Below are 22,325 nucleotides of genomic sequence, written 5' to 3'. Positions count from 1 at the left end.
CCAAGCCTTCTACGCCAGCCAGTCGGCAAGCTTGGCCTTACGCACATCCCTGAGCAGGCTGATGAAGCCATCGGCCTGATGCTCCGCGGTCAGCCGGCCTTTTTCCGCCGTGGCAATGCTGGCGTCGCCGACGACGCCGTTGGGGTTGAGATCGCTCGCGATCCAGGCGAAGGCGTGTGTGCCTGTGTGGCGCAGCAGCGCAAATTCGCTCTCGGCGCGGGCCACCTTGGAGACAAAATTATCGGCCTTGCCCCTGTCGACGAGGTCAGGGCGGAAATGCAGCATCAACGAGGTCTCGACATCGCCGCCATGAATGCCGTGGCGGTCCTCGAGCTCGGTGTACATGCCGGCAGGGCGGCCAAAACGCTGCCAGCTGGTCTTCACCGCCAGCATCCTTTCACGCACGCGCAGCTCGCGGGTGACGATGCCCATGATCTCTTCATTGCCGCCATGCGAATTGACGACGATCAGTTTTCTCACCCCGGCGCGGGCGACTGACAGGCCAAGCTCGGTCCAAGCATCGACCAAGGTCGTCGCCGGCAGGGTCAGCGTGCCCGGCGCATGCAAATGCTCGTTCGACTTGCCGACCGCCTGGACCGGCAGGATTCGGATGTCGAGATCGGTTGGCAGGCGGGCAATGACCGTCTCCAGCATGCCGTTCATGATTGAGGTGTCGGTCGAAACCGGCAGATGCGGGCCGTGCTGCTCGATCGCCGCCACCGGTAGAACGGCAACAGTCGCCTCCGGGTCGATCGCGGCGTATTCAGTGGTTCGGTAATCGCCCCACCACACGCGTCTGTTTGCAACGGTCATGGCATGCCTCTTCAAACGGATGAACCAGACCTAGCGCGGCAATCATTGACTGTCGATCACCCCGCGGCGATCACCTCGACCTCGACCTTGAATTCGGGCCGCGCAAAGCCCGATACGATCATCAGTGTCGAGGCGGGCGCGGGGCTGGTAAACAGCCGGTCGCGGACATCCATATAGGGCCGCAGATGCGCACGGTCGGTGACGTAGGCGTTGATGCGCACGATATCGCCTAGCCCCAGGCCGGCCTCGCCGAGGATCGCTGCTATGTTCTGAAAGCACAATTCGGCTTGCGCCCCGGCATCCTCCGGGATCTGGTCATCCGCCGTGATGGCGACCTGACCGGAGCAGAGCACCAGCCGCTTGCCCGCCGGCACTTCGACGCCATGGCTGTAGCGGGCGAAAGGCGGCTTGATCGACTTCGGGGTGAGGAATCTGAACATGGCAATCTCCGGTTTGCGGTCAAGCCTAGGGCTGGAAAGCAAGTCCCTCAAGATGCGGTGCATGTCGCCGGGCGATTGTGGACAGGCGTCCAAAAAATAGGCACGATGCTTTCTGCACAGCATGACCCGTCCGGTCTTGGCAATGACTGCCGCGTAGAGCAGGCGGTCCGGGCGGTGGCATGTGTTTTGCTTCTTAGACCAATGGTGTCGAGCCCGGCGCGTGACGCTCCGGAGCCAACAAAGGGTGGTGTCGATGTACGGAAGACAGAAGATTTGGGCTGGCGCGCTCGCGCTGCTTGGAGCCAGCACGCTGGGTGCGGCGGCGAACGAGAAGGTCACCTTCGGCACCAATTGGCTGGCCGAGCCCGAGCATGGCGGTTACTATCAGGCTGTCGCCGACGGCACTTATGCCGCATGCGGTCTCGATGTGACGATTTCGCAGGGCGGTCCGCAAGTCAGCGGCCGGCCGCTGCTGCTGGCCGGCAAGCTCGATTTCTACATGGGCGGCAACCTTCTGTCGGCCTTCGACGCCGTCCAGCAGGGCATTCCGATGCGCGTCGTCGCGGCCGATTTCCAGAAGGACCCGCAGGTCATCATGTCCCAGCCGGGGCAGGGGCTGGACAAGTGGGAAGATCTGAAAAACGCCGACCAGTACATACTGGGCGACGAAGGCGCGCAGACCTTCTTCCAGTGGATGGTCACCGAGCTCGGCTTCGATGCCGCCAAGCGCGTGCCCTACACCTTCAATCCGGCGCCCTTCATCGCCAACAAGAAGTCGATCCAGCAGGGCTATGTTACCTCGGAGCCGTTCGCGGTGCAGAAAGCGGGCGGCTTCCTGCCCAACCAGTTCCTGCTCGCCGACTATGGCTGGGAGACCTATGCGACCACGGTCGAGGTCATGCAGGACACGATCGACAAGCGGCCTGAGGTCGTCCAGTGCTTCGTCGATGGCTCGGCCAAGGGCTGGTACAATTACCTCTATGGCGACAACAAGGCCGCCAACGACATGATCAAGAAGGACAATCCTGACATGACGGATGAGCAGATCGCCTTCTCGATCGAACAGCTGAAGAAGTTCGGCGTGGTCGATTCCGGCGATTCGGAAAAACTCGGCATCGGCGCCATGACCGATGCGCGCATCCAGAATTTCTATGACAAGATGGTCAAGGCCAAGGTCGCGCAGCCCGGCATCGACATCAAGAAGGCCTATACGCTGGCCTTCATCAACAAGGGTGTCGGGCTCGAGCTGAAGAAGTAATCGTGAGACTGGAGAAAATGGCGCAGACGCCCATGACGGCATCGGGTGAAAGCCCGATGCTGCTGGCGCTGCGCCATGTCGGCAAGGTCTTCTCCAACGGCGTGACGGCGCTGAGCGATGTCGATCTTGCCATTCGCGAGGGCGATTTTCTCAGCCTGCTCGGGCCATCCGGTTGTGGCAAGTCGACGGCGCTCAGGCTCATCGCCGGCCTGTCGACGCCGACCTCAGGCGTGCTCGACTGGCGCGGTTCGATCGACCGCTCGAACATCGGCTTCGTCTTCCAGGAGCCGACGCTGCTGCCCTGGGCCAATGTCTTCGACAATGTCTGGTTGCCGCTTAGGCTGAAAGGCATCTCGCGCGCCAAGGCGGCGCCGGCGGTGACGGAGATGCTGGCGCGGGTACACCTGACCGGCTTCGAGAACGCCGTGCCGCGCGAACTTTCGGGCGGCATGAAGATGCGCGTTTCGATCGCGCGCGCCATGGTGACCAAGCCGCGCATCCTGCTGATGGACGAGCCGTTCGCCGCACTCGACGAGATCACTCGCTTCAAGCTCAACAACGATCTTCTGGAACTGTGGCAGGACGAACGCTTCACCGTTGTCTTCGTCACCCACAGCGTCTTCGAAAGCGTGTTCTTGTCGAACCGCGTCGTCGTCATGGCTGCACGGCCTGGCCGCGTCCATGCCGAGTTGGCGATAGATGCCGCCTATCCACGCGACGAGGTGTTCCGCACCTCGCCCGATTATGCCGCGCTCTGCCGCCAGGCCTCGGATATCCTGGTCAACGCCATCAACACATCAGCCGGACCGCATCATGACGGCCATTGAGCAACCCGTGCTGACGCTCGATCCCGAGGAAGCCGGTCGCGTACGCCAGGAGCGGCTGGAGCGGATCGGCCGGTGGGTGTTGCCGCTGGCAATCATGATCCTGGCGATCTGGTTCTGGGACCGTATCTGCGTCTGGAACGAAATCCCGAAATACATCCTGCCGCGCCCGGGTGTCGTGCTGCAGACGCTTTATGACGATTCCGGGCTCTTGTTCTCCTCGCTGCTGGTGACGCTCAGGATCACCTTCCTTAGCCTGGTACTTGCCGTCATCGGCGGTGTCGGGCTGGCGGTGCTGTTCGCGCAATCGAAATGGGTGGAAATGTCGTTCTTTCCCTTCGCCATCGTGCTGCAAGTGACGCCGATCGTCGCGATCTTCCCGCTGATCAACATCTATGTGAACAACCAGACGGTGAAGCTGCTGCTGTGCGCCTGGATCGTCGCCTTCTTCCCGATCCTGTCCAACACCACGCTCGGCCTCAATTCCGTCGACCGCAATCTGCGCGACATGTTCAAACTCAACGGCGCGACGCGCTGGCAGCAATTGCGCTATCTCAGGCTGCCGGCGGCGATGCCGTATTTCCTCGGCGGGCTGAAAATCGCCGGAGGCCTGTCGCTGATCGGCGCCGTGGTGGCCGAGTTCGTCGCCGGCGCGCAGGGGCAATCGTCGGGGCTGGCGTCGCGCATCATCGAGGCCGGCTACCGTCTCAACGCGCCGCGGCTGTTTGCGGCGCTGATCCTGATCTCGCTCACCGGCATCTTGATCTTCCTGGTGCTGTCGCTGGTGTCGCATCTCATCCTGCGCCGCTGGCACGAGAGCGCGCTGAAGCAGGAGCGGTAGGGTGACGTCAGCGATCAGCATCCCGCAGGACGGTTCGTACGTCCTGGCCAACGTTCGCCTTCACCGGTCGCTGACATCAGGTCTTGCCGCCACCTTCGACAGCGATGGTTTCACGCTGGCCGACATCTCTGTCACCGATGGCAAGATCTCAGGCATTGTCGCGCACAAGAAATCAAAAGTGACGACAGACGCCATCGACCTTGCCGGTCGCATCGTGCTGCCGTGTTTCGTCGATTGCCACACCCATATCGACAAGGGCCATATCTGGCCCAGAAAACCCAATCCAGACGGCACCTTCATCGGCGCACTCAACGCCACCGGCGCCGACCGCGCTGCGCGCTGGAGCGCCGACGACGTGGCACGGCGCATGGATTTCTCGCTGCGCTCGGCCTATGCGCACGGCACCAGGGCCTTGCGCACGCATCTCGACAGCGTGCCACCGCAGGAGGAGATTTCCTGGCCGGTGTTCGAGACGATGCGGGAGACATGGCGCGGCCGCATCGAGTTGCAGGCGGCCTGCCTGCTCGGCATTGAAGGCGTGCGCGACACAAAATGGTTCGAGAGGCTGGCCAAGCGCGTCGCCGCGGCCAAGGGCGTGCTCGGCGTCGTCACCTATATGGTGCCGGATCTCGAACAGCTTCTCGACAAGGCGTTCGCCGAGGCGATCAAGCATGGGCTCGATCTCGATTTCCACGCCGACGAGACCGACGATGTCGCGGCTATCTCGCTGAAGAAGATCGCCGAGGCTGCCCTCTGGAACGGCTTTGAGGGCAATATCCTGGTCGGACATTGCTGCTCGCTGGCGCGTCAGCCGGATCTCGACGTGCTGGACACACTCGACAAGGTGGCCAAGGCCGGGCTGGCGGTGGTGTCGCTGCCAATGTGCAATCTCTATCTGCAGGACCGGCGTGCCGACCAGACCACGCCACGCTGGCGCGGCGTGACGCTGCTGCACGAGATGAAGGCGAGGGGCATTGCGGTGGCGGTGGCCTCCGACAACACCCGCGACCCGTTTTATGCCTATGGCGATCTCGACATGCTGGAGGTCTACCGCATGGCGACGCGCATTCTGCATTTCGACCATCCGGTCGGCGACTGGCCGCAAGCAGTGGCGGCGACGCCAGCCAAGGTGATGCGGCTCGACGGTGTCGGCACGCTGGCCGCTGGCGGCAGCGCCGACTTCATCGTGTTCAAAGGCCGGAGCTGGACGGAATTGCTGTCGCGGCCCGAATCGGATCGCATCGTCGTGCGCGCGGGCCGCGCGATCGACCGGCAATTGCCCGACTATGCCGAGCTCGACGAACTGATGGTGGACTAATGGATGTTTCGGCGCTTAAACGCGATCTGGATGGGATAAAGCTCGACGACAATCCGGCCATCGTCCAGCAGAAGAGCCGCGATTTCTACTGGTACAGCCCGGTGCTGAAACAGCAGCTCGACCATGTCACCGGTGACCTGATCGTGACGCCGAAGAACGAGACGGAGCTGATCCGCGTGCTTGCCGCCTGCCATCGGCATGGCATTCCGGTGACGCCGCGCGGCAGCGGCACCGGCAATTACGGCCAGGCGATGCCGCTGTCAGGCGGCGTGGTGCTCAACCTTGCCGAGATGAACGAGATCAAGGCCATCGCGCCGGGGCGCGTGGTGACCGGACCGGGCGCGGTTCTGGCCGACATCGATCGCGCTACGCGCGCGCATTCCAGACAGGAACTACGCATGTCGCCGTCCACCTACAACACGGCCTCTATCGGCGGCTTCGTCGCCGGCGGCTCCGGCGGTGTCGGCTCGATCCGCTGGGGCGGGTTGCGCGATCTTGGCAACGTCATCAGGCTGCGCACGGTCACGATGGAGGCCGAGCCGCGCGTGATGGATCTCACCGGCGAGGAGGTGCTCAAGGTCATGCACGCTTATGGCACCAACGGCATCATCACCGAGGTCGAGATGCCGCTGACGGCCTCTTACGACTGGATCGATGTCATCGTCGGTTTCGACGATTTCATGGACGCGGCCGGCTTCGGCAACGACCTTGCCGTTCAGGACGGCATACTGGCGAAGCTGATCACGCCGATCGCCGCACCCGTCCCTTACGACTATTTCAAGCGGCACCAGAAATTCTTCCGGCGCGAGCAGAGCATCGTGGTGTGCATGATCGCGCCGCACGCCATGGACGCTTTTGTGGCCTTCGTCCGCAGCGGCAAGGGCGAGATCGTCTTCCGCGCCGACCAGGAGGCCGACCTCAAGGGGTTACCGCCGGCCTATGAACTGACGTGGAACCACACGACGCTGCGCGCCATCAGGGTCGATCCGACGATCACCTATCTGCAGGCACGCTATCCGTCACCGGACCATCTCGCGCACGTCAAGGCGATGGTCGACCGCTTCGGCGACGAGGTGCCCGCGCATCTCGAATTCATCCGCTTCGACGGCGCGATCGGCGCCGCCGGCCTGCCGTTGGTGCGCTACACTACGGAAGAGCGGCTCGACGAGATCATCCGCATCCATGAGGACAATGGCTGCTGGATCTTCAACCCGCACCGCTACACGCTGGAAGAGGGCGGCATGAAGCAGACCGATGAAATCCAGCTCGCCTTCAAGCGCGAGACCGATCCGCAAGGTCTGCTCAACCCCGGCAAGATGATCGCCTGGGAAAATCCCGACTACGACTATCGCTCGGGCCGGACGTTCCTGTTCAAGGGACTGCAAAGGGCAGGGTAATGAAAGTCCTCGTCCTCTATGCGCATCCGGTGGAGACCAGCTTCAATGCCGGCCTGCACCGGACGATCGTCGAGCGGCTGACGGCGGCGGGCCATGCGGTCGATAACTGCGATCTCTATGCCGAGGATTTCGATCCCAGGCTGACGCGCGGGGAGAGGCTGGATTATCACAATCAACGCGGCCCCGCGGATCCGGCCGCACCCTATGTCGAGCGGCTGCTGCGGGCCGAGGCGCTGGTGCTGTCCTATCCCGTCTGGAATTATGGCTTTCCGGCCATCCTGAAAGGCTTTTTCGACCGCGTCTTCCTTCCCGGCGTGTCGTTCAAGCTGGTCGCCGGCAAGGCGCAGCCGTCCTTGCACAACATCGGCAAGCTCGCAGCGATCACCACCTATGGCGGCAGCCGGTTCCGCGCCATGCTGATGGGCGATCCACCGCGCCGGCTGGTCAAGCGCATGCTGCGCGCGACGATCAAGCCGGGCGCTTCGGTATCCTACCTCGCGCATTATTCGATGAACCTGTCGACTGACGAAACGCGCCGGGCTTTCATTGCCAAGGTTGCGTCCGGGATGGATGAATTCTGATGCGCGTGCTGGTGGTCTATTGCCATCCGGTGCCCGAAAGTTTTTGCGCCGCGATCAGAAATACCGCCGTCGACGTGCTGACGCGAAGGGGCTGGGAGGTGCGGCTGCTCGACCTCTATGCCGAAAAATTCGACCCGGTGATGGGCACTGCAGAGCGGCGCGCCTACAACGACCGAGCGCCGGATGATCCGGCGCTGAAGCCGCATTTCGATCATCTCGCCTGGGCTGAGGCGATCCTCTTCATCTACCCGACCTGGTGGTACGGACTGCCGGCGATGCTGAAGGGCTGGCTCGACCGGGTGTGGGCGACCGACGTCGCTTTCAAGCTGCCGGCGGGCAAAGGGCGGATCCAGTCGCTGATGAGGCATGTCAGCAAGGTCGGCGTCATCACCACCTGCGGTGCGCCGACCTGGTGGAGCGTCGTCGTCGGCCAGCCCGGCCGCAAGACCCTCTTACGCGGCATGCGGGCGCTCTGCGCGACGCGTTGCCAGACTTTCTTCCTGGCGCATTACCTGATGGACGCCTCGACGCCGAAGACGCGGGCGGCGTTTCTGGGGAAAGTGCGGGCCAAGCTGGAGCGGTTTTGAGGGTCGGTCTTCCCTTCTCCCCGTGTGGGAGAAGGTGGATCGGCGCATAGCGCCGAGACGGATGAGGGGTGTGCGAAGGAATGAGGCAAGGAAGAATCTGGCGCTGTCAGGTGCTTATACCCTTTGAAGTTGCGATCCTTCCAACACCCCTCATCCGTCCGAGCTTCGCTCGGCCACCTTCTCCCACAAGGGGAGAAGGAAAAAGAGGCGCTACATCCTCACCCGCTCAGCCTTCGGGTCATACATCGGCTTCAGCGACGCTTCCGCCGCAAAACGCTCGCCGGCGATCTCGATCTCGTATGACGAGGAAAGCACATCCGCCTCGCTGTCGCCCTTGCACGGCACATAACCCAACCCGATCGCGCCGCCAAGATGGTGGCCGTAATTGCCTGAGGTGATCGGGCCGACGATCTTGCCGTCGCGCAGGATCGCCTCATTGTGGACGAGCAGGGGCTCGGGGTCCTTCAGGCGGAACTGCACCAGCCGGCGTGACAGGCCGGCTTCCTTCTTTTTCAACACTTCGTCGCGGCCGATGAAGTCGCCCTTGCTCGTCTTCACCGCGAAGCCGAGGCCGGCCTCCAGCACATTGTCCTCGTCGGTGATGTCGTGGCCGAAATGACGGAAGGCCTTTTCGATGCGGCAGGAATCGAGCGTATGCAGGCCGCAGAGTTTCAGGCCGACATCCGCGCCGGCCTCGTCGATCGCCTCGAAGACATGGGCGGCCTGGTCGGTCGAGACATAGAGCTCCCAGCCAAGCTCGCCGACATAGGTGACGCGGTGGGCGCGGGCGAGGCCCATACCGATCTCGATTTCCTGGAAGGTGCCGAACGGATTGTTCTCGTTGGAGAAATCGTTGGGGCTGACCTTCTGGATCAGTTTTCGCGCATCCGGGCCCATCAGGCAGAGCACGCTTTCGGCTGCCGTGATATCGGTGATGACGACGAAGTCTTCGCCGATATGCCGCCGCAGCCAGGCGAGGTCGCGCTGCAACGTGGCGCCCGGCACGACGAGGAAATAGGCCGTCTCAGACAGCCGCGACACGGTGAGATCGCTCTCGATGCCGCCGCGCTGGTTGAGCATCTGGGTGTAGACGATCTTGCCTGGCGCCACATCCATGTCGTTGGCGCAAAGCCTTTGCAGGAACGCACAGGCGTCACGGCCCTCGACGCGGATCTTGCCGAACGAGGTCATGTCGAACAGGCCGACCTTGTTGCGGACGGCGAGATGTTCCTCGCGCTGGTTGTCGAACCAGTTCTGTCTTTTCCAGGAATAGCGGTATTCGCGCTCCTGTCCTTCACGCGCGAACCAGTTGGCGCGTTCCCAGCCGGCGACCTCGCCGAAGACCGCGCCGCGCACCTTCAAATGCTCATGCAAGGGTGAGCGGCGCACGCCGCGCGAGGTCGCCATCTGGCGGTAGGGGAAATGGTCGGCATAGAGCAGGCCGAGCGTTTCGGAGACGCGCTGCCTGAGGTAACGGCGGTTCTTCTGGAACGGCTGGGCGCGGCGGATGTCGACCTCCCAGAGGTCGAAGGGCGCTTCACCGTCATTGATCCATTGCGCCAGCGCCATGCCGGCGCCGCCGGAGGAGACGATCCCGATCGAATTGTAGCCGGTCGCCATCCAGTAGCCGGATAGTTCCGGCGCCTCGCCGAGATAGTAGCGGTCGTCGGGGGTGAAGCTCTCGGGGCCGTTGAAGAAAGTATGGATGCCTGCGGTGGCCAGCATCGGCATGCGGTTGACGCCCATTTCGAGAATGGGCTCGAAATGCTCCATATCCTCGGGCAACTGGTCGAAGCAGAAATCCTCGCGGATGCCATCCATGCCCCAGGGTTTGGCCACCGGCTCGAAAGCGCCGAGCATCATCTTGCCGGCATCTTCCTTGTAGTAGGCGCACTCGTCCGGCACACGCAGCACCGGCAGGCGGCCGAGACCGGGGATCGGCTCGGTGACGAGATAGAAATGCTCGCAGGCATGCAGCGGGATAGTGACGCCGTTCTGTGCGCCGAGTTCACGCGCCCACATGCCGGCGCAGTTGACGACGATGTCGGCCTCGATGGTGCCCTGATCCTCGCCTTGCGCCCATGACACGCCGGCGACGCGGCCGGCCTTGGTGTGAACCTTGGTGACCTTGACGTTCTCGGCGATGGTGGCGCCGCGCTGGCGCGCGCCTTTTGCGAGTGCCATGGCGATGTTGGCCGGATCGCACTGGCCGTCGAGCGGCAGGTGCACGGCGCCGACGACGTCGGACACGTTGAGATGCGGATACATCTCACTGACTTCCCTCGGAGAAATCTCGCGCACGTCGACATCGAAGGCGCGGGCGAGCGAGGCCTGCCGATAGATTTCGTGCTTGCGCTCCTCGGTCAGCGCAACCGTGATCGAGCCGACCTGGCGCATGCCGGTGCCGACTTCGGTTTCGGCCTCCAGCTTGACGTAGAGGTCGGCCGAATATTTCGCCAGCCGCGTCATGTTCTGTGAACCGCGCAGCTGGCCGATCAGGCCGGCGGCGTGCCACGTTGTGCCGGATGTCAGCTGCTTGCGTTCGAGCAGCACGATGTCGGTCCAGCCGAGCTTGGCCAGGTGATAGGCGACGGAGCAGCCGGAGACGCCGCCGCCGATGATCACGGCCCTCGCTTTGCCAGGAATGGCCTTTGTGGGAATAGTCTTGGTCATGCAGCCTCGCGGCGATAGCTGGATGCGAAGCGGCGCAGGCGTTTTGCGGCTTCCTCGAGAACGGGTTCAGGCTGGCAGAGGCTGATGCGGATATGGCCGGCGGCGGCGTCGCCGAAACTGGAGCCAGGCATGACGCTGATCTTTTCGGCGTCGAGAAAAGCCCAGGCGAATTTCTCGTCGTCGGGCTCGACGGCCGAAATATCGAGCATGACATACATGCCGCCTTCGGAGCCGTGCACGCTGACATTGTTCATGCCACGCACGGCGTCGAGCAGGACGAGACGGCGCGCCGCGTAGCGCTCGGCGATCTCCTTGACGCCATAGCGGTTTTCCAGCGCCTCGGCGCAGGCGATCGAGATGAAGGCCGGCAGGCCGTAGGTCGTCACCAGATTGAGGTTGGTCAAAAGCGTGATCATCTTGGCCGGGCCGCTCAGCCAGCCCATGCGCCAGCCGGTCATACCGTGGCTCTTGGACATCGAATTGATGACCAGCGTGCGCTCGGCCATGCCGGGCAGGCCGCGAGGCGAGATGTGCTCGCCGCCGCCCAGTGTCCAGTAAACCTCGTCCGAAAGCAGCCAGAGATCGCGCTCTTTGCAGATGTCGGCCAGCTCTTCCAGCCGCTCGCGCGAATAGACGGCGCCCGTCGGGTTGTTCGGCGTGTTGATCAATATGGCGCGCGTGTTGGGCTTGAGTGCCGCGCGGATCCTGTCGGCGCGTGGCTGGAAACCGTCCTCGGCCGGCGTCTCGACCACGGTGAAACTGGCGCCGGCGGCGCTGAATGTGTTGGGATAGGTGGCGTAGTAGGGCGCCACCACGATGGCGTGGTCGCCCTGGTCGAGCACAGCCTGCACCGCCGCATAAAGGGCAGCTTGGCCGCCGGGCGTGGCGATCACCTGCTCGGGGCCTGTTTCGATGCCGGTGCAGGCGGTCGATGCCGCCGCCATTGCCCTGCGCAGGCGCGGAACGCCGGAAAGCGGGGTGTAGTGGTGGTTGCTGCCGCGCACCGCCGTTACGCAGGCCTCGATGGTCTGCGACGGCGTGTCGAAGTCATGGTCGCCGACCGACAGCATGATGATGTCCTGGCCGGCCTCCTTGCGGGCCCAGGCTTCGGTGTGGACCTCCCACCCATCCTTGCCCGAAGGCACGATGCCGGTAATGCGCTTTGATGGGCTGGGCATCATTGAACTCCCGAAATCTGGTACCCGGCCTGTTCGAGCCGGTCACGCAAGGCAGAGATGTGGGCGGGGCCGACCTCGCAGCAACCGCCGACGATGGTGGCGCCGGCCTCGACCCAGCCGAGCGCCTGATCGGCATAGGCATCAGGACCAAGGTCGTGGCGAGCGTGCAGCACATCGACGGTGCCGCCGTGCTTGAGCGCTTCGGTAGAGGTGAAGCCGTTGGCATAGGCGCCGACCGGGCCGCCGAGATCGATCAGCTCGGGCAGTGCCGCTGCGATCGCTTCCGGCCGGCAGCAGTTGAGCAGCCGCGCCGCCACGGGCAGGTCGTCAAGCGCACCGACCGCCGCTGCAATCGTCTCGCCGCTGCGCAGGCGCGGGCTACCGTGGTCGGCCAGCGTCCATGACACCCAGACCGGCTTGCCGCTTTCCGATGCCGCCGTGACAGCCGCACGCGCTTCATCGGCCGAGGCCATGGTTTCGCACAGAAAGAGATCGACGCCGTCCGCCTGCTCGGCAACGATGCGGCGGTAGATGTCGAGCGTTTCCTGATAGGAAATGGTCAACGCCGGCGCATAGCTGCCGAACAGCGGCGACAGGCAGCCGGCGATGGTTGCCTCTCCGGCCTGCTCGCAAGCTTGCCTTGCGAGCTCGATGCCGCGCTTCTGCAATGGCTTGAACAGGTCTTCTGCTCCTTCCCGCGCGAGCCGCTCCGGGGTGGCCGAATAGGTGTTGATGGTGATGACGCGGGCGCCGGCACGGATAAATTCCGCATGCAGGTCGCGCACCAGATCAGGCTCGTCGATCAGCACCCTGGCCGACCACAGCGGCGTCGGCTCGGACTTGCTGCGGCGGACCAGCTCCTGGCCCATACCGCCATCGGTGAGGATAACAGTCTTCACGCCCGCAGCCTCTCATTCTTCGGATCCCAAAGCGGCTCGTCCTTTTGCACGACCGCCTTGAAGCGGTCGCCAAAAATTTCGATCTCGATGGCGGTATCCGGTTCAGCCAGGTCGGCGCGCAGCATGCCGAGCGCGATCGACTTGTCGATGCGATGACCCCAGCCGCCCGAGGTCGTCTCGCCGACGATCTTGCCGTCATGCCACAGCGTCGACACCGAAGGCGCATCGCAATCGCCGGGGTTTTCGACCACCAGGGTGACGAAGCGCTTTTTCACGCCTTGCTGCTTTTCGTTCTGCAGGGCTGTCTTGCCGCGGAATTCCGACTTGTCCCATTTGACGAAGCGCTCGAGCCCGCCTTGCAGGATCGTGTAGTCGGTCGACAGGTCGCCCTTCCAGGTGCGGTAGCCCTTTTCGAGGCGCAGCGAATCCAGCGCATACATGCCGAACGGTTTCAGGCCATGTTTTTGTCCCGCCGCCCAGACGGCGTCGAAGATGGCGGCGGTGTCGCCCACCTTGGTGTGGATTTCCCAGCCGAGTTCGCCGGCGAAGGACACGCGCACAAGTTTCGCCCAGCGGCCGGCGATGGTGGTTTCCTGATGCGTCAGCCAGGGCAGCGAGAGATCCGCATCGCAGACCTCGGCCAGGATCTTGCGCGAATTGGGACCGGCGAGGATTTGCGTCGAATAGTCTTCGGTCCTGTCGGTGAGGGTGAAAGCCGCGTCCTTTGGCAGGCGCGACTTCAGCCATTCGAAATCGTGCCACTGCGCTACCGCCGCGGTGATCAGCGTCATCAGCTCTTCGCCATGGCGCACCACCGACATCTCGGTGACGATGCGGCCCTTGTCGTCGGCGAAATAGACGAGGCCGATGCGGCCGGGTTTGGGCACCAGGCCGGTGACCTGCAGCGCCAGCCATTCGGCTGCGCCGGGGCCTTCGAGATTGAAGCGCGAGAAGCCGGGCAGGTCCAGAATGCCGGCGGCGTCGCGCACCGCCAGGCATTCTTCGCGCACGCGATGCTGCCAGGGTCCGTCGCGGCGGAAGGTCAGCGTTGCTTCTTCCGACGTGTCGTCGCCTTCCTTCGCATACCAGGTGGCACGCTCCCAGCCATTGTAGGCGTCGAACTGGGCGCCGAGCGCCTTGATTCGATCGTGGATCGGCGACAGCTTGCGGTCGCGGCCGGCCGGCCAGGCATGCCTGGGGAACTGGATGGCGTATTCATTGCCGTAGATCTCCACGCCCTTGGCGACGGCATAGTCGGGTGCGGCGGCAAAGGCGGTAAAGCGGCGCGGATCGCAGGACCACATGTCCCATTCGGTCTGGCCTTCGGTCACCCATTCGGCCAGCACCTTGCCGGCGCCGCCACCCTGGGCGATGCCGAAGGTGAAAACGCAGGCCTCGAAAGCGTTGGGAACGCCGGGCATCGGACCGATCAGCGGGTTGCCGTCCGGGGCATAGGGGATCGGTCCGTTGATGACCTTGGACAGGCCGGCGGTGCCGAGGATCGGCACGCGGGCTACGGCGTCCGCCAGATAATGTTCGAGACGGTCGAGATCGTCGGGGAACAGCTGGAAGGAGAAATCCTCCGGCATCGGATCGTTATGGGTCGCCCAATGCGCACGGCAATTGCGCTCATATGGACCGAGATTCATGCCGTTCTTTTCCTGGCGAAGATAGTAGGAGGTGTCGACGTCGCGCAGCAGCGGCAGTTTCTTGCCCTGTTCCTTCGACCAGGCCATCAGTTCGGGGATTTCCTCGAACAATATGTACTGGTGGCTCATGACCATCATCGGGACGTCGCGGCCAAACATTTTGCCGACTTCGGCGGCTCGGTAGCCGGCGGCGTTGACGACGATCTCGCAGCGGATCTCGCCTTGCGGGGTTACAACCACCCATTCGTCGTTGTCGCGGCGCACACCGGTGACGGGGCAGAAGCGGACGATTTTCGCGCCCATGTCGCGTGCGCCCTTGGCCAGCGCCTGCGTCAACTGCGCCGCGTCGATGTCGCCGTCGCTCGGGTCGTAGAGCGCGCCCTTCAGATCATGCGTCTCGATGAAGGGGTAGCGGCGCTTGATCTCGTCGGGGCCGACAATGTCGATGTCCATTCCCTGATAGCGGCCCATGCCCTTGGCGCGCTGGAATTCCTGCATGCGCTCTTTGGTGTGGGCGAGACGGAGCGAGCCGGTGACATGGTAGTTCATGGGGTAGTCGACCGCGTCGGCGAGGCCGCGATAGAGCTCGGTCGAATAGCGCTGCATGTTCATCAGCGACCAGGACGAAGAAAAGGTCGGCACGTTGCCGGCGGCATGCCAGGTCGAGCCCGAAGTCAGCTCGTTCTTTTCAAGCAGCACGCAGTCGGTCCAGCCCGCCTTGCAAAGGTGGTAGAGCGAGGAGGTGCCGACGACACCGCCTCCGATGATCACCACGCGTGCCGTGGCAGGCAAACCGGCCATGTCAAAACCCCTCGTTCAATAAACAGGCGGCGAAACCACCCAGATGACCACTGCCGGCTCGGTGCCGGGATTGCGCCAGCGGTACGGTTTGCGCTCGAAGCGGAAGGAATCGCCTTCAACGAGCCGGTGCCAGACGCCTGCTATCTCGATCTCGAAAATGCCCGAAGCGATGTAGCCGGCCTCTTCGGTTGGCCGCAGCTGCTCGCTCTTCAGCTCCGCGCCCGGCGCGAAGATCGAACGGACCATCTCGAAACTACCGCCGAGATCGGGCGACAGAAGCTCCTCCACCAGGCCGGATTCGCTTGTGCCAAGCGTGCGCCGGCTGCCGGCGCGAACGACAACGCCGCGCTCCTTCTCGATCGGCACGTCATGGCTGAAGAACAGGCTGAGCGGCACGCCGAACAGGTCGGCGAAGGCCCTGAGGTCGCCGAGCGAAGGGGTCGACAGGCCGCGCTCGACCTGGCTGACCCAGCCGACGGAGCGGCCGAGCTTCAGCGCGATCTCGGAAAGCGTCAGCCCACGCGCCTTGCGCAGCGCACGGATATCGCTCGCCAGCAGGCGTTCGTCAGGTCCCTGCAATGTTCCGGCGGTAGCTGAAGGCACAGCGGTCACATGATGAAAAATCGGAGGTGAATTTCATGAGAGACCACACCCATGAAAAAATCAAGAGGATTTTCATGGGACCACAAGATTTGCTTGCGCGATTTTGACGGTTCATGCAAAGGCTCGGCCACGAACGGTTGAATTGGGGGCGTCCGGTCGACGACCAAGGTTTGGAATCGGCGCATGATTTTTCCGGAAGCCCGTTCAGCTTGACGGTATGCGCAAAGGGACGGCCCATGCTGGAAAAAGAAGCCCAAATTGCGCAAGATGCGGCTGTTGTCGACGAGGCGATCCTGACGCGCCGTTCGGTGCGCGCTTTCCTGCCCGACATGGTCGACGACGATACAATCCGCGCCATTCTTTCCGTTGCCGCGCGTGCGCCTTCGGGCACCAATATGCAGCCCTGGCGCGTCTATGTGACCAAGGGCGAGATCAAGCGGCAGATCACCGATGCCATCCTCAATTCCGGCATCCGCGCCGAAAAGGCGGATTGGGACGAGTATCGCTACTATCCCACCCAGTTCTTCGAGCCCTATCTCACCCGCCGGCGCGCCAACGGCTTCGGGCTTTACGGCGCGCTCGGCATCGGCCGTCGCGAGGTCGACAAGATGCGCGCCCAGCACGACCGCAACTTCGTCTTTTTCGATGCGCCGGTCGGCATGATCTTCACCATCGACCGCCGGCTGAACCAGGGTTCTTGGATCGACTACGGCATGTTCCTGCAAAACATCATGGTGGCGGCGCGGGGCAGGGGCCTGCACACCTGCCCGCAAGCCGCCTTTGCACCCTATCACCGGCAGATCCGGCCGGTGCTGAACATTCCGGACGAGGAGATTGTCGTCTGCGGCATGGCACTCGGCCATGAGGATACGTCCAAGCCCGAAAACGACTTCCGCACCGACCGCGTGCCGCTGGAAGAGTGGGTGACGTTCAGCGAGTAGGGGTGCACCACGTAAAGCTGGTGCACGTCTATTCCACGCTCAATTGCGCTCCGTGGCCGCTGACATGGGCACCGTCCTGCGGGGTCAGCTTGAGATAGGCGATCAGCGCGCAGAGCGTGATGATGCCCTCAACCACGAACAGGATGCGGAAGTCGTTGGTCACGGCCGGCCCGCCGCCGGCCAGGAATGAGAGCAGTGCGGCTGCCAGGCCGACGCTGATCGCCACCGCCAGCTGCCACAGGATGTAATAGAGGGCGCTGAAGCGGGCGAGTTGGTCTGGCGCGATGTCGGAATAGGCGAGATTGCCCGTCGAAGCCCATTGCGCCGAGCGCAGAACACCGAAGGCGAAGATGTAGGCAAGCACGATCCAGACCGGCGTGGTTGCCTCAATCAGGGCGAAGCCCGCAACCATGGCGGCAACGATCGGCGTGTTGATGACCAGCACGCGGCGAAAGCCGAAGCGGTTGAGCAGGCGCGGCATGAAGACACGCATGATCAGCGAGCCGATCGCCGCAACGAAGGTCAGCGATCCCGCCCGCACCGCGCTCATGCCGAAGCCGAGCTGGAACATCAGCGGCAAAAGGAAGACGACCGAACTCAGGCCGATCGTGTCCAGCCCGCCGCCGGTGAGGAAGGAGATGCGGAAGGTGCGGATGCGCAACAGCTTGAGATCAAGCAAGGGATTGCAAGCGCGCAGGCAGTAGAATGAGGCAACCGTCAGGATGACGATCGCCAGCGCCAGCTCAGCCGCAATCATGCTGCTGCTCGCGTCTTTCGCGGCAAGCGAATCCATGCCGAAGACCAGCAGCACCATGCCGCTGCCGACCAGCAGGAAACCCGGAAAATCAAACGGCGTGCGCACCGGTTTGGTGACCGTCGGAAACAGCGAGGCGGCAAGCACGGCCGCTGCCAGTGCGAATGGCACGTTGATGAAGAAGATCCAGCGCCAGGAGATGTAGGTGGTCAGCGCGCCGCCGACGAGCGGGCCGACCAACGGTCCGGACTGGCCGGCGAGCGAGATATACATATTGATCTTGAGCGTGCGGCTGCGCGGGAAGGTCGACAGGATAACGACCTGGCCGAGCGTCCCCATCAAGGCGCCGCCGAAGCCTTGCAACGCACGGGCGCCGACCAGCGTCCAGATGTCGTTGGACAGCCCGCACAGCGCCGATGACGCCGCAAACACCAGCAAGGCAAAGCAGTAGACATTGCGCAGGCCGAAGCGGTCGGCGGCCCAGCCGCCAAGCGGCATCGAGATGATCAGGCTGGCGACATAGACGGTGATCAACAGGCCGAGCTGGCTCGGCGGGCGCGCGAGGCTTTCGCCGATCCCGGGCAGGGCGGTGACCACGACATTCTGGTCGAGGCTGGTCATGAACACGCCGCAGGCGACCGTCAGCGGCAGCAAGAGCAAGGCTCTGGCCGACACATCGGCGCGATCCGTGGCGCCGGCGGATATTTCTGCAGTCATGGGGATGTTCGAACCAAACGACGATGCCGACTCTGAGACGGGATTCTTTTAAACCCCTTGGACCGGTTGGGCGGCCACGTTTCCCACCATGGCCTTCCGCGGCAGGATTCTCTAGCGGCAGAACCGGTTGGCCTTGATGCCAGAGGCCGGATGACGGAGCCTTTTTCCGCTTCCGCTACTGCACTTCGTAGCCGACTTCCTCGCTGGCATGGCAGAGGGCCTTCCAGAACGAACGAGCAAAGGAGCGGAAGACATAGATGTCGAACTGGTCGGCGCCGGTGCGCTGGATCTGGGCGAAGACGTCGTGATGGGTGGTCGAGCGGCCGGCGCCGATGGGGAAGGCGGGCAGGGCGAAGTCGATGGCAAAGAATTTCCCCAGCACCCATTCCGCCTTCGGCCCGGCGATGCGGATCGCGGTGCGGCCATGCGACAGGTCGGTCACCGTGCCCATGGCCGGGGTGACGACCTTTGCAAAGGCCGCTGCCAGGTCCTCGGCCGCATCGACGACGGTGAATTTGCCCGGCGCAAAGCCGAACACAGCTTTGGCGCCATCGGCGATGCCGCCGCCGGCGCCATCGGGCAGAGCGAGGCCGGTGACACTGCGGATGGCGGCGATGAGTTTCTTCTCCTCGCCGGGCCATGCGGCGAGCTGCGCGATCGAGGCCGGCCTGGTTTCGGACAACAGGACTTCAACGCCATGCTCGAAATTGCCGTGCGAGCCATGATGAAAGACCGGTTCAAGCGGTGATTGACGCTCAACCATGCATGCGGCTCCCGTCCGGGTCGTAGAAGTGGTTGGAGACGATCTCCACCGGCCCGAACCGCTTGCGCAGCGGATCGGAGACGAACGCGCGAGTCCCATGACGCGCCTTGCCGCCCTCGACCAAAGCGAGCGCGATGTGCTTGCCCAGCGCCGGCGAATAGCAGCAGGCGGTGATGTGGCCGATGGAATCGTGCGGGTTGGCCTCGTCCAGTTCCTCGACAATATGGGCGCCGCCATTGAACGGCCGGTTGTCGAGCGAGACCAGGCCGACCAGTTGCAGCCGGTCCGGCGCGATCAGGCCTTCGCGATCCATCATCGCCGAGCCGATGAACGGCTTCTTCTTCGACAGCATCCAGTCGAGATGCAGGTCGCGCGCCGTGGTGCGGCCGTCGATCTCGGCGCCGGTGACGTGGCCTTTCTCGATGCGCATGGTGCCCAGCGCTTCCAGTCCGTAGGTGACCAGCCCGAACGGCTTGCCGGCCTCGACCAGCGCTTCCCAGACATGAGTGCCGTGGCCGGCGCCGGAATAGACCTCGAACGCCATCTCGCCGGAGAAGGACAGCCGGCAAATCATCACCGGAACGCCGGCAATCTGGCCGTGCACAATGCCCATGAAGGGCAGGGCTGTGTTGTCTACCGCAGTGCCGGTGACGCAAGCGGCCAGGATGGCGCGGGCCTTGGGTCCGCCTATTGCCGCGCCCGCCCATTCGTCGGTCACCGAGGTGACGTGCACCTTCAACTCCGGCCAGATGACATCGAGGAAATATTCCAGATGCTGCATCACCTTGCCGGCGTTGGCCGTGGTGGTGGTCATCAGGAAATCCTGTTCGCCAAGCCGCCAGGTGGTGCCGTCGTCGAAGGCAAGCCCATCCTCGCGCAGCATCAGCCCGTAGCGGGCCTTGCCGACGGCGAGGGTGGAAAACATGTTCGTGTAGACGCGGTCGAGCAATTCCGCCGCATCCGGTCCCTGTACGGCGATCTTGCCCAGCGTCGAGACATCGACAATGCCGGCGCTTTCGCGCGTCGCCTTGGCTTCACGAACATAGGCCTGCTCGATCGTCTCGCCGGCAAGGCCGTAGATCATCGGCCGGAACCAGAGGCCGGCAGAATACATCGTCGCGCCATTGGCGAGGTGCCAGTCATGCATCGGCGTCAGCCGCTCGGGCTTCAGATCGCCGAAACGCTCCGCCGCCAGCGAGCCGATCGATACCGCCGAATAGGGCGGGCGGAACCGCGTCGTGCCGACTTCGGGGATCGGCTTGCCCAACGCCTCAGCCATGATGGCGAGACCCGGTACGTTGGAGTTCTTGCCCTGGTCGGTCGCCATGCCGAGCGTGGTGTAGCGCTTCAGGTGCTCGACCGAGACAAAGCCCTCGCGATGCGCCAGCCGCACGTCCTCGGCGGTGACGTCATGCTGGAAATCGACGAAGCTTTTGCCTTTCGCCTTGATCTCGAACACCGGCGCCGGATCGGGATTGCCGGGCGCTGCTTCGACATCCGGCAAGGCTGCTGGCGCACTCGCGCCGCCTGCCGCGGACAGGCCGGCGGCGCGGCCCTCAGTGATGGCTTCGACGGTCGAGAAACTGCCGTTGAAGGCGCCGGCGCCAATCCATTGCCGAGTCGGTTTCGGCGGCAGGAAGGCCTGACGGTCGGCGTTCCATTCTGCCCTGGCGCCGGCCTGGCTGGCGAGGTGGATAGTCGGCGACCAGCCGCCCGACATCAGCAGGCAATCGGCGTGGATGCTCCTGATATCGCCGCTCAGCACGCCCGAGTTCATGTCGAAGCGCTGCACCTTGAGGCCACTCAGCGCCTTGCCGCCTTCGGTGGCGACCACCGCATGGCCGGAGAGGATTTCGGCTTCGGCCTCGGTGGCGAGGCTGCGCATCTCGGCGGACAGTTCGGGGCGAACGTCGACGATGGCGACGATGGCCGCGCCGGCCATCTTCAGCGCCAGCGCCGAGCGATAGGCGCTGTCATTGTTGGTGAACAGCGCGATCCTGTCGCCCGGCAGCACGCCATAGTCATTGGCATAGCGCTCACCGGCATGTGCCAGCATGACGCCCGGCCGGTCATTGCCCGGAAATACCAGCGGCCGCTCGAACGAGCCCGAGGCCAGCACCACCGTCTTGGCGCGGATCGCCCAGTAGCGATGGCGCGGTTCGCCTTTCCCGGGCGTTTCCTTGTGGTCGGTGACGCGCTCGAGTGCGGCGAGCGTGTTGCCGTCATAATAGCCCCACACCGTGGTGCGTGGCAGCAGACGGACCGTGTCATGGCCTTCGAGTTGGCTGACGGTGCGCGCCGCCCATTCGGCGGCCGGCGTGCCGTCGATGGTTTCGCCGGACCAGTTGGCCGAGCCGCCGAAACGCGGCTCGAGTTCGGCAACGATGACGCGGGCGCCCTGGTCAGCAGCCGTCTTTGCGGCCGACAGGCCGGCCGGACCGGAGCCGACCACCAGCACGTCGCAGAACGCGTTCATGCGCTCGTAGCGTGAGGTGTCGGCGGCAATGCCGGCGCGGCCTAGCCCGGCGGCGCGGCGGATGAAATGCTCGCAGAACATCCAGAAGCGGGTGCCTTTCAGCGGGCCGAAGACCGGACCCATGAAGGTCTTGTAGTAGAAGCCGGCGGCCAGGATCTTGCCGCCAAGCTGGTTGACGGCGTTGACGTCCCAGGCGAGCGAGGGAAAGCGGTTCTGGCTGACGGCCACCAGCCCGTCATAGATCTCGACCATGGTCGCGGCGATGTTCGGCTCGCGCACCTCGCCGCGTAGCACCGTCACCAGCGCGTTAGGCTCCTCGACGCCGGCCGACAGCAGGCCGCGCGGGCGGTGGTACTTGAACGAGCGGCCGAACAGAGTGATGCCGTTGGCAAGCAGCGCCGAGGCCAGCGTGTCGCCGGCATGGCCGGTATAGGGCGTGCCGTCGAAGGTGAAGCGGATGGTGCGCAGCCGGTCGATGCGGCCGCCGGTCTCGATGCGACGCGGGCTCACGACTTGCCTCCGGCCTTGTGACGGGCGGCGGCGTTGTGGTCGCCGCGCGCGAAACCAGTGCTGGAAATCTCATGCGTGACCGTGTTGCGCACCATCCTCAGATGGGTGCGGCAACCGCCGGAATGCTGCCAGATCTCATTGTGGTCGCCGGCCGGGTTCAGCCGGTCGTAGACATAGGCGTTCCAGGCGTCGAGGTCCTGCGAGGCGGGCTGCGGGCGCTCGCGGTTGCCGTCGCCCTGATAGGTGAATTCGATGACGTCGCGCGGGCCGCAATAGGGACAGGTAATAAGCATTTTTCTTTC

At 63.9% G+C, this 22,325-nt stretch carries 19 protein-coding genes; 8 read left to right on the top strand and 11 right to left on the bottom strand.

All coding sequences use genetic code 11. The annotated features are described in order from the left end of the window. Positions 1–9: 9 nt before the first annotated feature. Positions 10–813, bottom strand: coding sequence for a creatininase family protein (locus ACWGTI_RS15285; protein ID WP_454587877.1), 804 nt, complete (start codon positions 811–813; stop codon positions 10–12). A 56-nt stretch (positions 814–869) separates the two neighbouring features. Then, positions 870–1,253, bottom strand: a complete 384-nt coding sequence (locus ACWGTI_RS15280) for a RidA family protein (protein WP_454587876.1) — start codon at positions 1,251–1,253, stop codon at positions 870–872. A gap of 253 nt (positions 1,254–1,506) precedes the next feature. On the opposite strand from ACWGTI_RS15280, the gene ACWGTI_RS15275 reads away from it, so the two are divergent. The 7 genes from ACWGTI_RS15275 to ACWGTI_RS15245 are packed head-to-tail and all read left to right on the top strand — an operon-like array spanning position 1,507 to position 8,059. Beyond that, positions 1,507–2,511 carry an ABC transporter substrate-binding protein gene (locus tag ACWGTI_RS15275; RefSeq protein ID WP_454587875.1) on the top strand — a complete coding sequence of 335 codons (1,005 nt, stop codon included), beginning with the start codon at positions 1,507–1,509 and terminating at the stop codon, positions 2,509–2,511. Between the two features lie 17 nt (positions 2,512–2,528). Continuing rightward, positions 2,529–3,338 (top strand): ABC transporter ATP-binding protein, encoded by an 810-nt coding sequence (locus ACWGTI_RS15270; RefSeq protein ID WP_454587874.1) that lies wholly within the window; start codon positions 2,529–2,531, stop codon positions 3,336–3,338. Next, positions 3,325–4,176 carry an ABC transporter permease gene (locus tag ACWGTI_RS15265; protein ID WP_454587873.1) on the top strand — a complete coding sequence of 284 codons (852 nt, stop codon included), beginning with the start codon at positions 3,325–3,327 and terminating at the stop codon, positions 4,174–4,176. The genes ACWGTI_RS15270 and ACWGTI_RS15265 overlap by 14 nt, the downstream gene beginning before the upstream one ends. Position 4,177: 1 nt before the next feature. Next, positions 4,178–5,494, top strand: a complete 1,317-nt coding sequence (locus ACWGTI_RS15260) for a cytosine deaminase (RefSeq protein ID WP_454587872.1) — start codon at positions 4,178–4,180, stop codon at positions 5,492–5,494. Next, positions 5,494–6,891 (top strand): FAD-binding oxidoreductase, encoded by a 1,398-nt coding sequence (locus tag ACWGTI_RS15255; protein ID WP_454587871.1) that lies wholly within the window; start codon positions 5,494–5,496, stop codon positions 6,889–6,891. Before ACWGTI_RS15260 ends, ACWGTI_RS15255 begins: the two co-directional genes overlap by 1 nt. Then, positions 6,891–7,472, top strand: a complete 582-nt coding sequence (locus ACWGTI_RS15250; protein ID WP_454587870.1) for an NAD(P)H-dependent oxidoreductase — start codon at positions 6,891–6,893, stop codon at positions 7,470–7,472. Before ACWGTI_RS15255 ends, ACWGTI_RS15250 begins: the two co-directional genes overlap by 1 nt. Then, positions 7,472–8,059: an NAD(P)H-dependent oxidoreductase gene (locus ACWGTI_RS15245; protein WP_454587869.1), complete on the top strand. Its 588-nt coding sequence runs from the start codon at positions 7,472–7,474 to the stop codon at positions 8,057–8,059. Before ACWGTI_RS15250 ends, ACWGTI_RS15245 begins: the two co-directional genes overlap by 1 nt. A 210-nt stretch (positions 8,060–8,269) precedes the next feature. Here ACWGTI_RS15245 and ACWGTI_RS15240 read toward each other — a convergent pair whose 3' ends face one another. From ACWGTI_RS15240 to ACWGTI_RS15220, 5 genes are read right to left on the bottom strand one after another with little or no spacing between them, the layout of a single operon-like run. Next, positions 8,270–10,732 (bottom strand): GcvT family protein, encoded by a 2,463-nt coding sequence (locus ACWGTI_RS15240; protein ID WP_454587868.1) that lies wholly within the window; start codon positions 10,730–10,732, stop codon positions 8,270–8,272. Then, on the bottom strand, positions 10,729–11,910 hold the full coding sequence (locus ACWGTI_RS15235) for a pyridoxal phosphate-dependent aminotransferase (RefSeq protein WP_454587867.1): 1,182 nt from the start codon (positions 11,908–11,910) through the stop codon (positions 10,729–10,731). Before ACWGTI_RS15235 ends, ACWGTI_RS15240 begins: the two co-directional genes overlap by 4 nt. Continuing rightward, positions 11,910–12,809 (bottom strand): homocysteine S-methyltransferase family protein, encoded by a 900-nt coding sequence (locus ACWGTI_RS15230; RefSeq protein ID WP_454587866.1) that lies wholly within the window; start codon positions 12,807–12,809, stop codon positions 11,910–11,912. The genes ACWGTI_RS15235 and ACWGTI_RS15230 overlap by 1 nt, the downstream gene beginning before the upstream one ends. Further along, a complete protein-coding gene (locus ACWGTI_RS15225; RefSeq protein ID WP_454587865.1) occupies positions 12,806–15,259 on the bottom strand; it encodes a GcvT family protein in 2,454 nt (817 codons plus the stop codon). Before ACWGTI_RS15225 ends, ACWGTI_RS15230 begins: the two co-directional genes overlap by 4 nt. Positions 15,260–15,274: 15 nt before the next feature. Beyond that, positions 15,275–15,817 (bottom strand): helix-turn-helix domain-containing protein, encoded by a 543-nt coding sequence (locus ACWGTI_RS15220; protein WP_454587964.1) that lies wholly within the window; start codon positions 15,815–15,817, stop codon positions 15,275–15,277. 281 nt (positions 15,818–16,098) lie between these two features. Here ACWGTI_RS15220 and ACWGTI_RS15215 point away from each other — a divergent pair, with 281 nt between their 5' ends. Next, a complete protein-coding gene (locus tag ACWGTI_RS15215; protein WP_454587864.1) occupies positions 16,099–16,803 on the top strand; it encodes a nitroreductase in 705 nt (234 codons plus the stop codon). A gap of 28 nt (positions 16,804–16,831) precedes the next feature. Here ACWGTI_RS15215 and ACWGTI_RS15210 read toward each other — a convergent pair whose 3' ends face one another. From ACWGTI_RS15210 to ACWGTI_RS15195, 4 genes are all read right to left on the bottom strand, one after another. Then, positions 16,832–18,274, bottom strand: coding sequence for an MFS transporter (locus tag ACWGTI_RS15210; RefSeq protein ID WP_454587863.1), 1,443 nt, complete (start codon positions 18,272–18,274; stop codon positions 16,832–16,834). A 175-nt stretch (positions 18,275–18,449) separates the two neighbouring features. Beyond that, positions 18,450–19,037, bottom strand: coding sequence for a sarcosine oxidase subunit gamma family protein (gene soxG, locus ACWGTI_RS15205; protein WP_454587862.1), 588 nt, complete (start codon positions 19,035–19,037; stop codon positions 18,450–18,452). Beyond that, complete coding sequence (locus tag ACWGTI_RS15200) at positions 19,030–22,023, bottom strand: sarcosine oxidase subunit alpha (RefSeq protein ID WP_454587861.1); 2,994 nt, start codon at positions 22,021–22,023, stop codon at positions 19,030–19,032. Before ACWGTI_RS15200 ends, soxG begins: the two co-directional genes overlap by 8 nt. Then, on the bottom strand, positions 22,020–22,316 hold the full coding sequence (locus tag ACWGTI_RS15195) for a sarcosine oxidase subunit delta (protein WP_023688092.1): 297 nt from the start codon (positions 22,314–22,316) through the stop codon (positions 22,020–22,022). The genes ACWGTI_RS15200 and ACWGTI_RS15195 overlap by 4 nt, the downstream gene beginning before the upstream one ends. Positions 22,317–22,325: the final 9 nt, after the last annotated feature.

The sequence above is a fragment of the Mesorhizobium sp. ArgA1 genome, from assembly GCF_053714375.1.
This window is presented reverse-complemented; position numbering and strand designations above follow the sequence as displayed.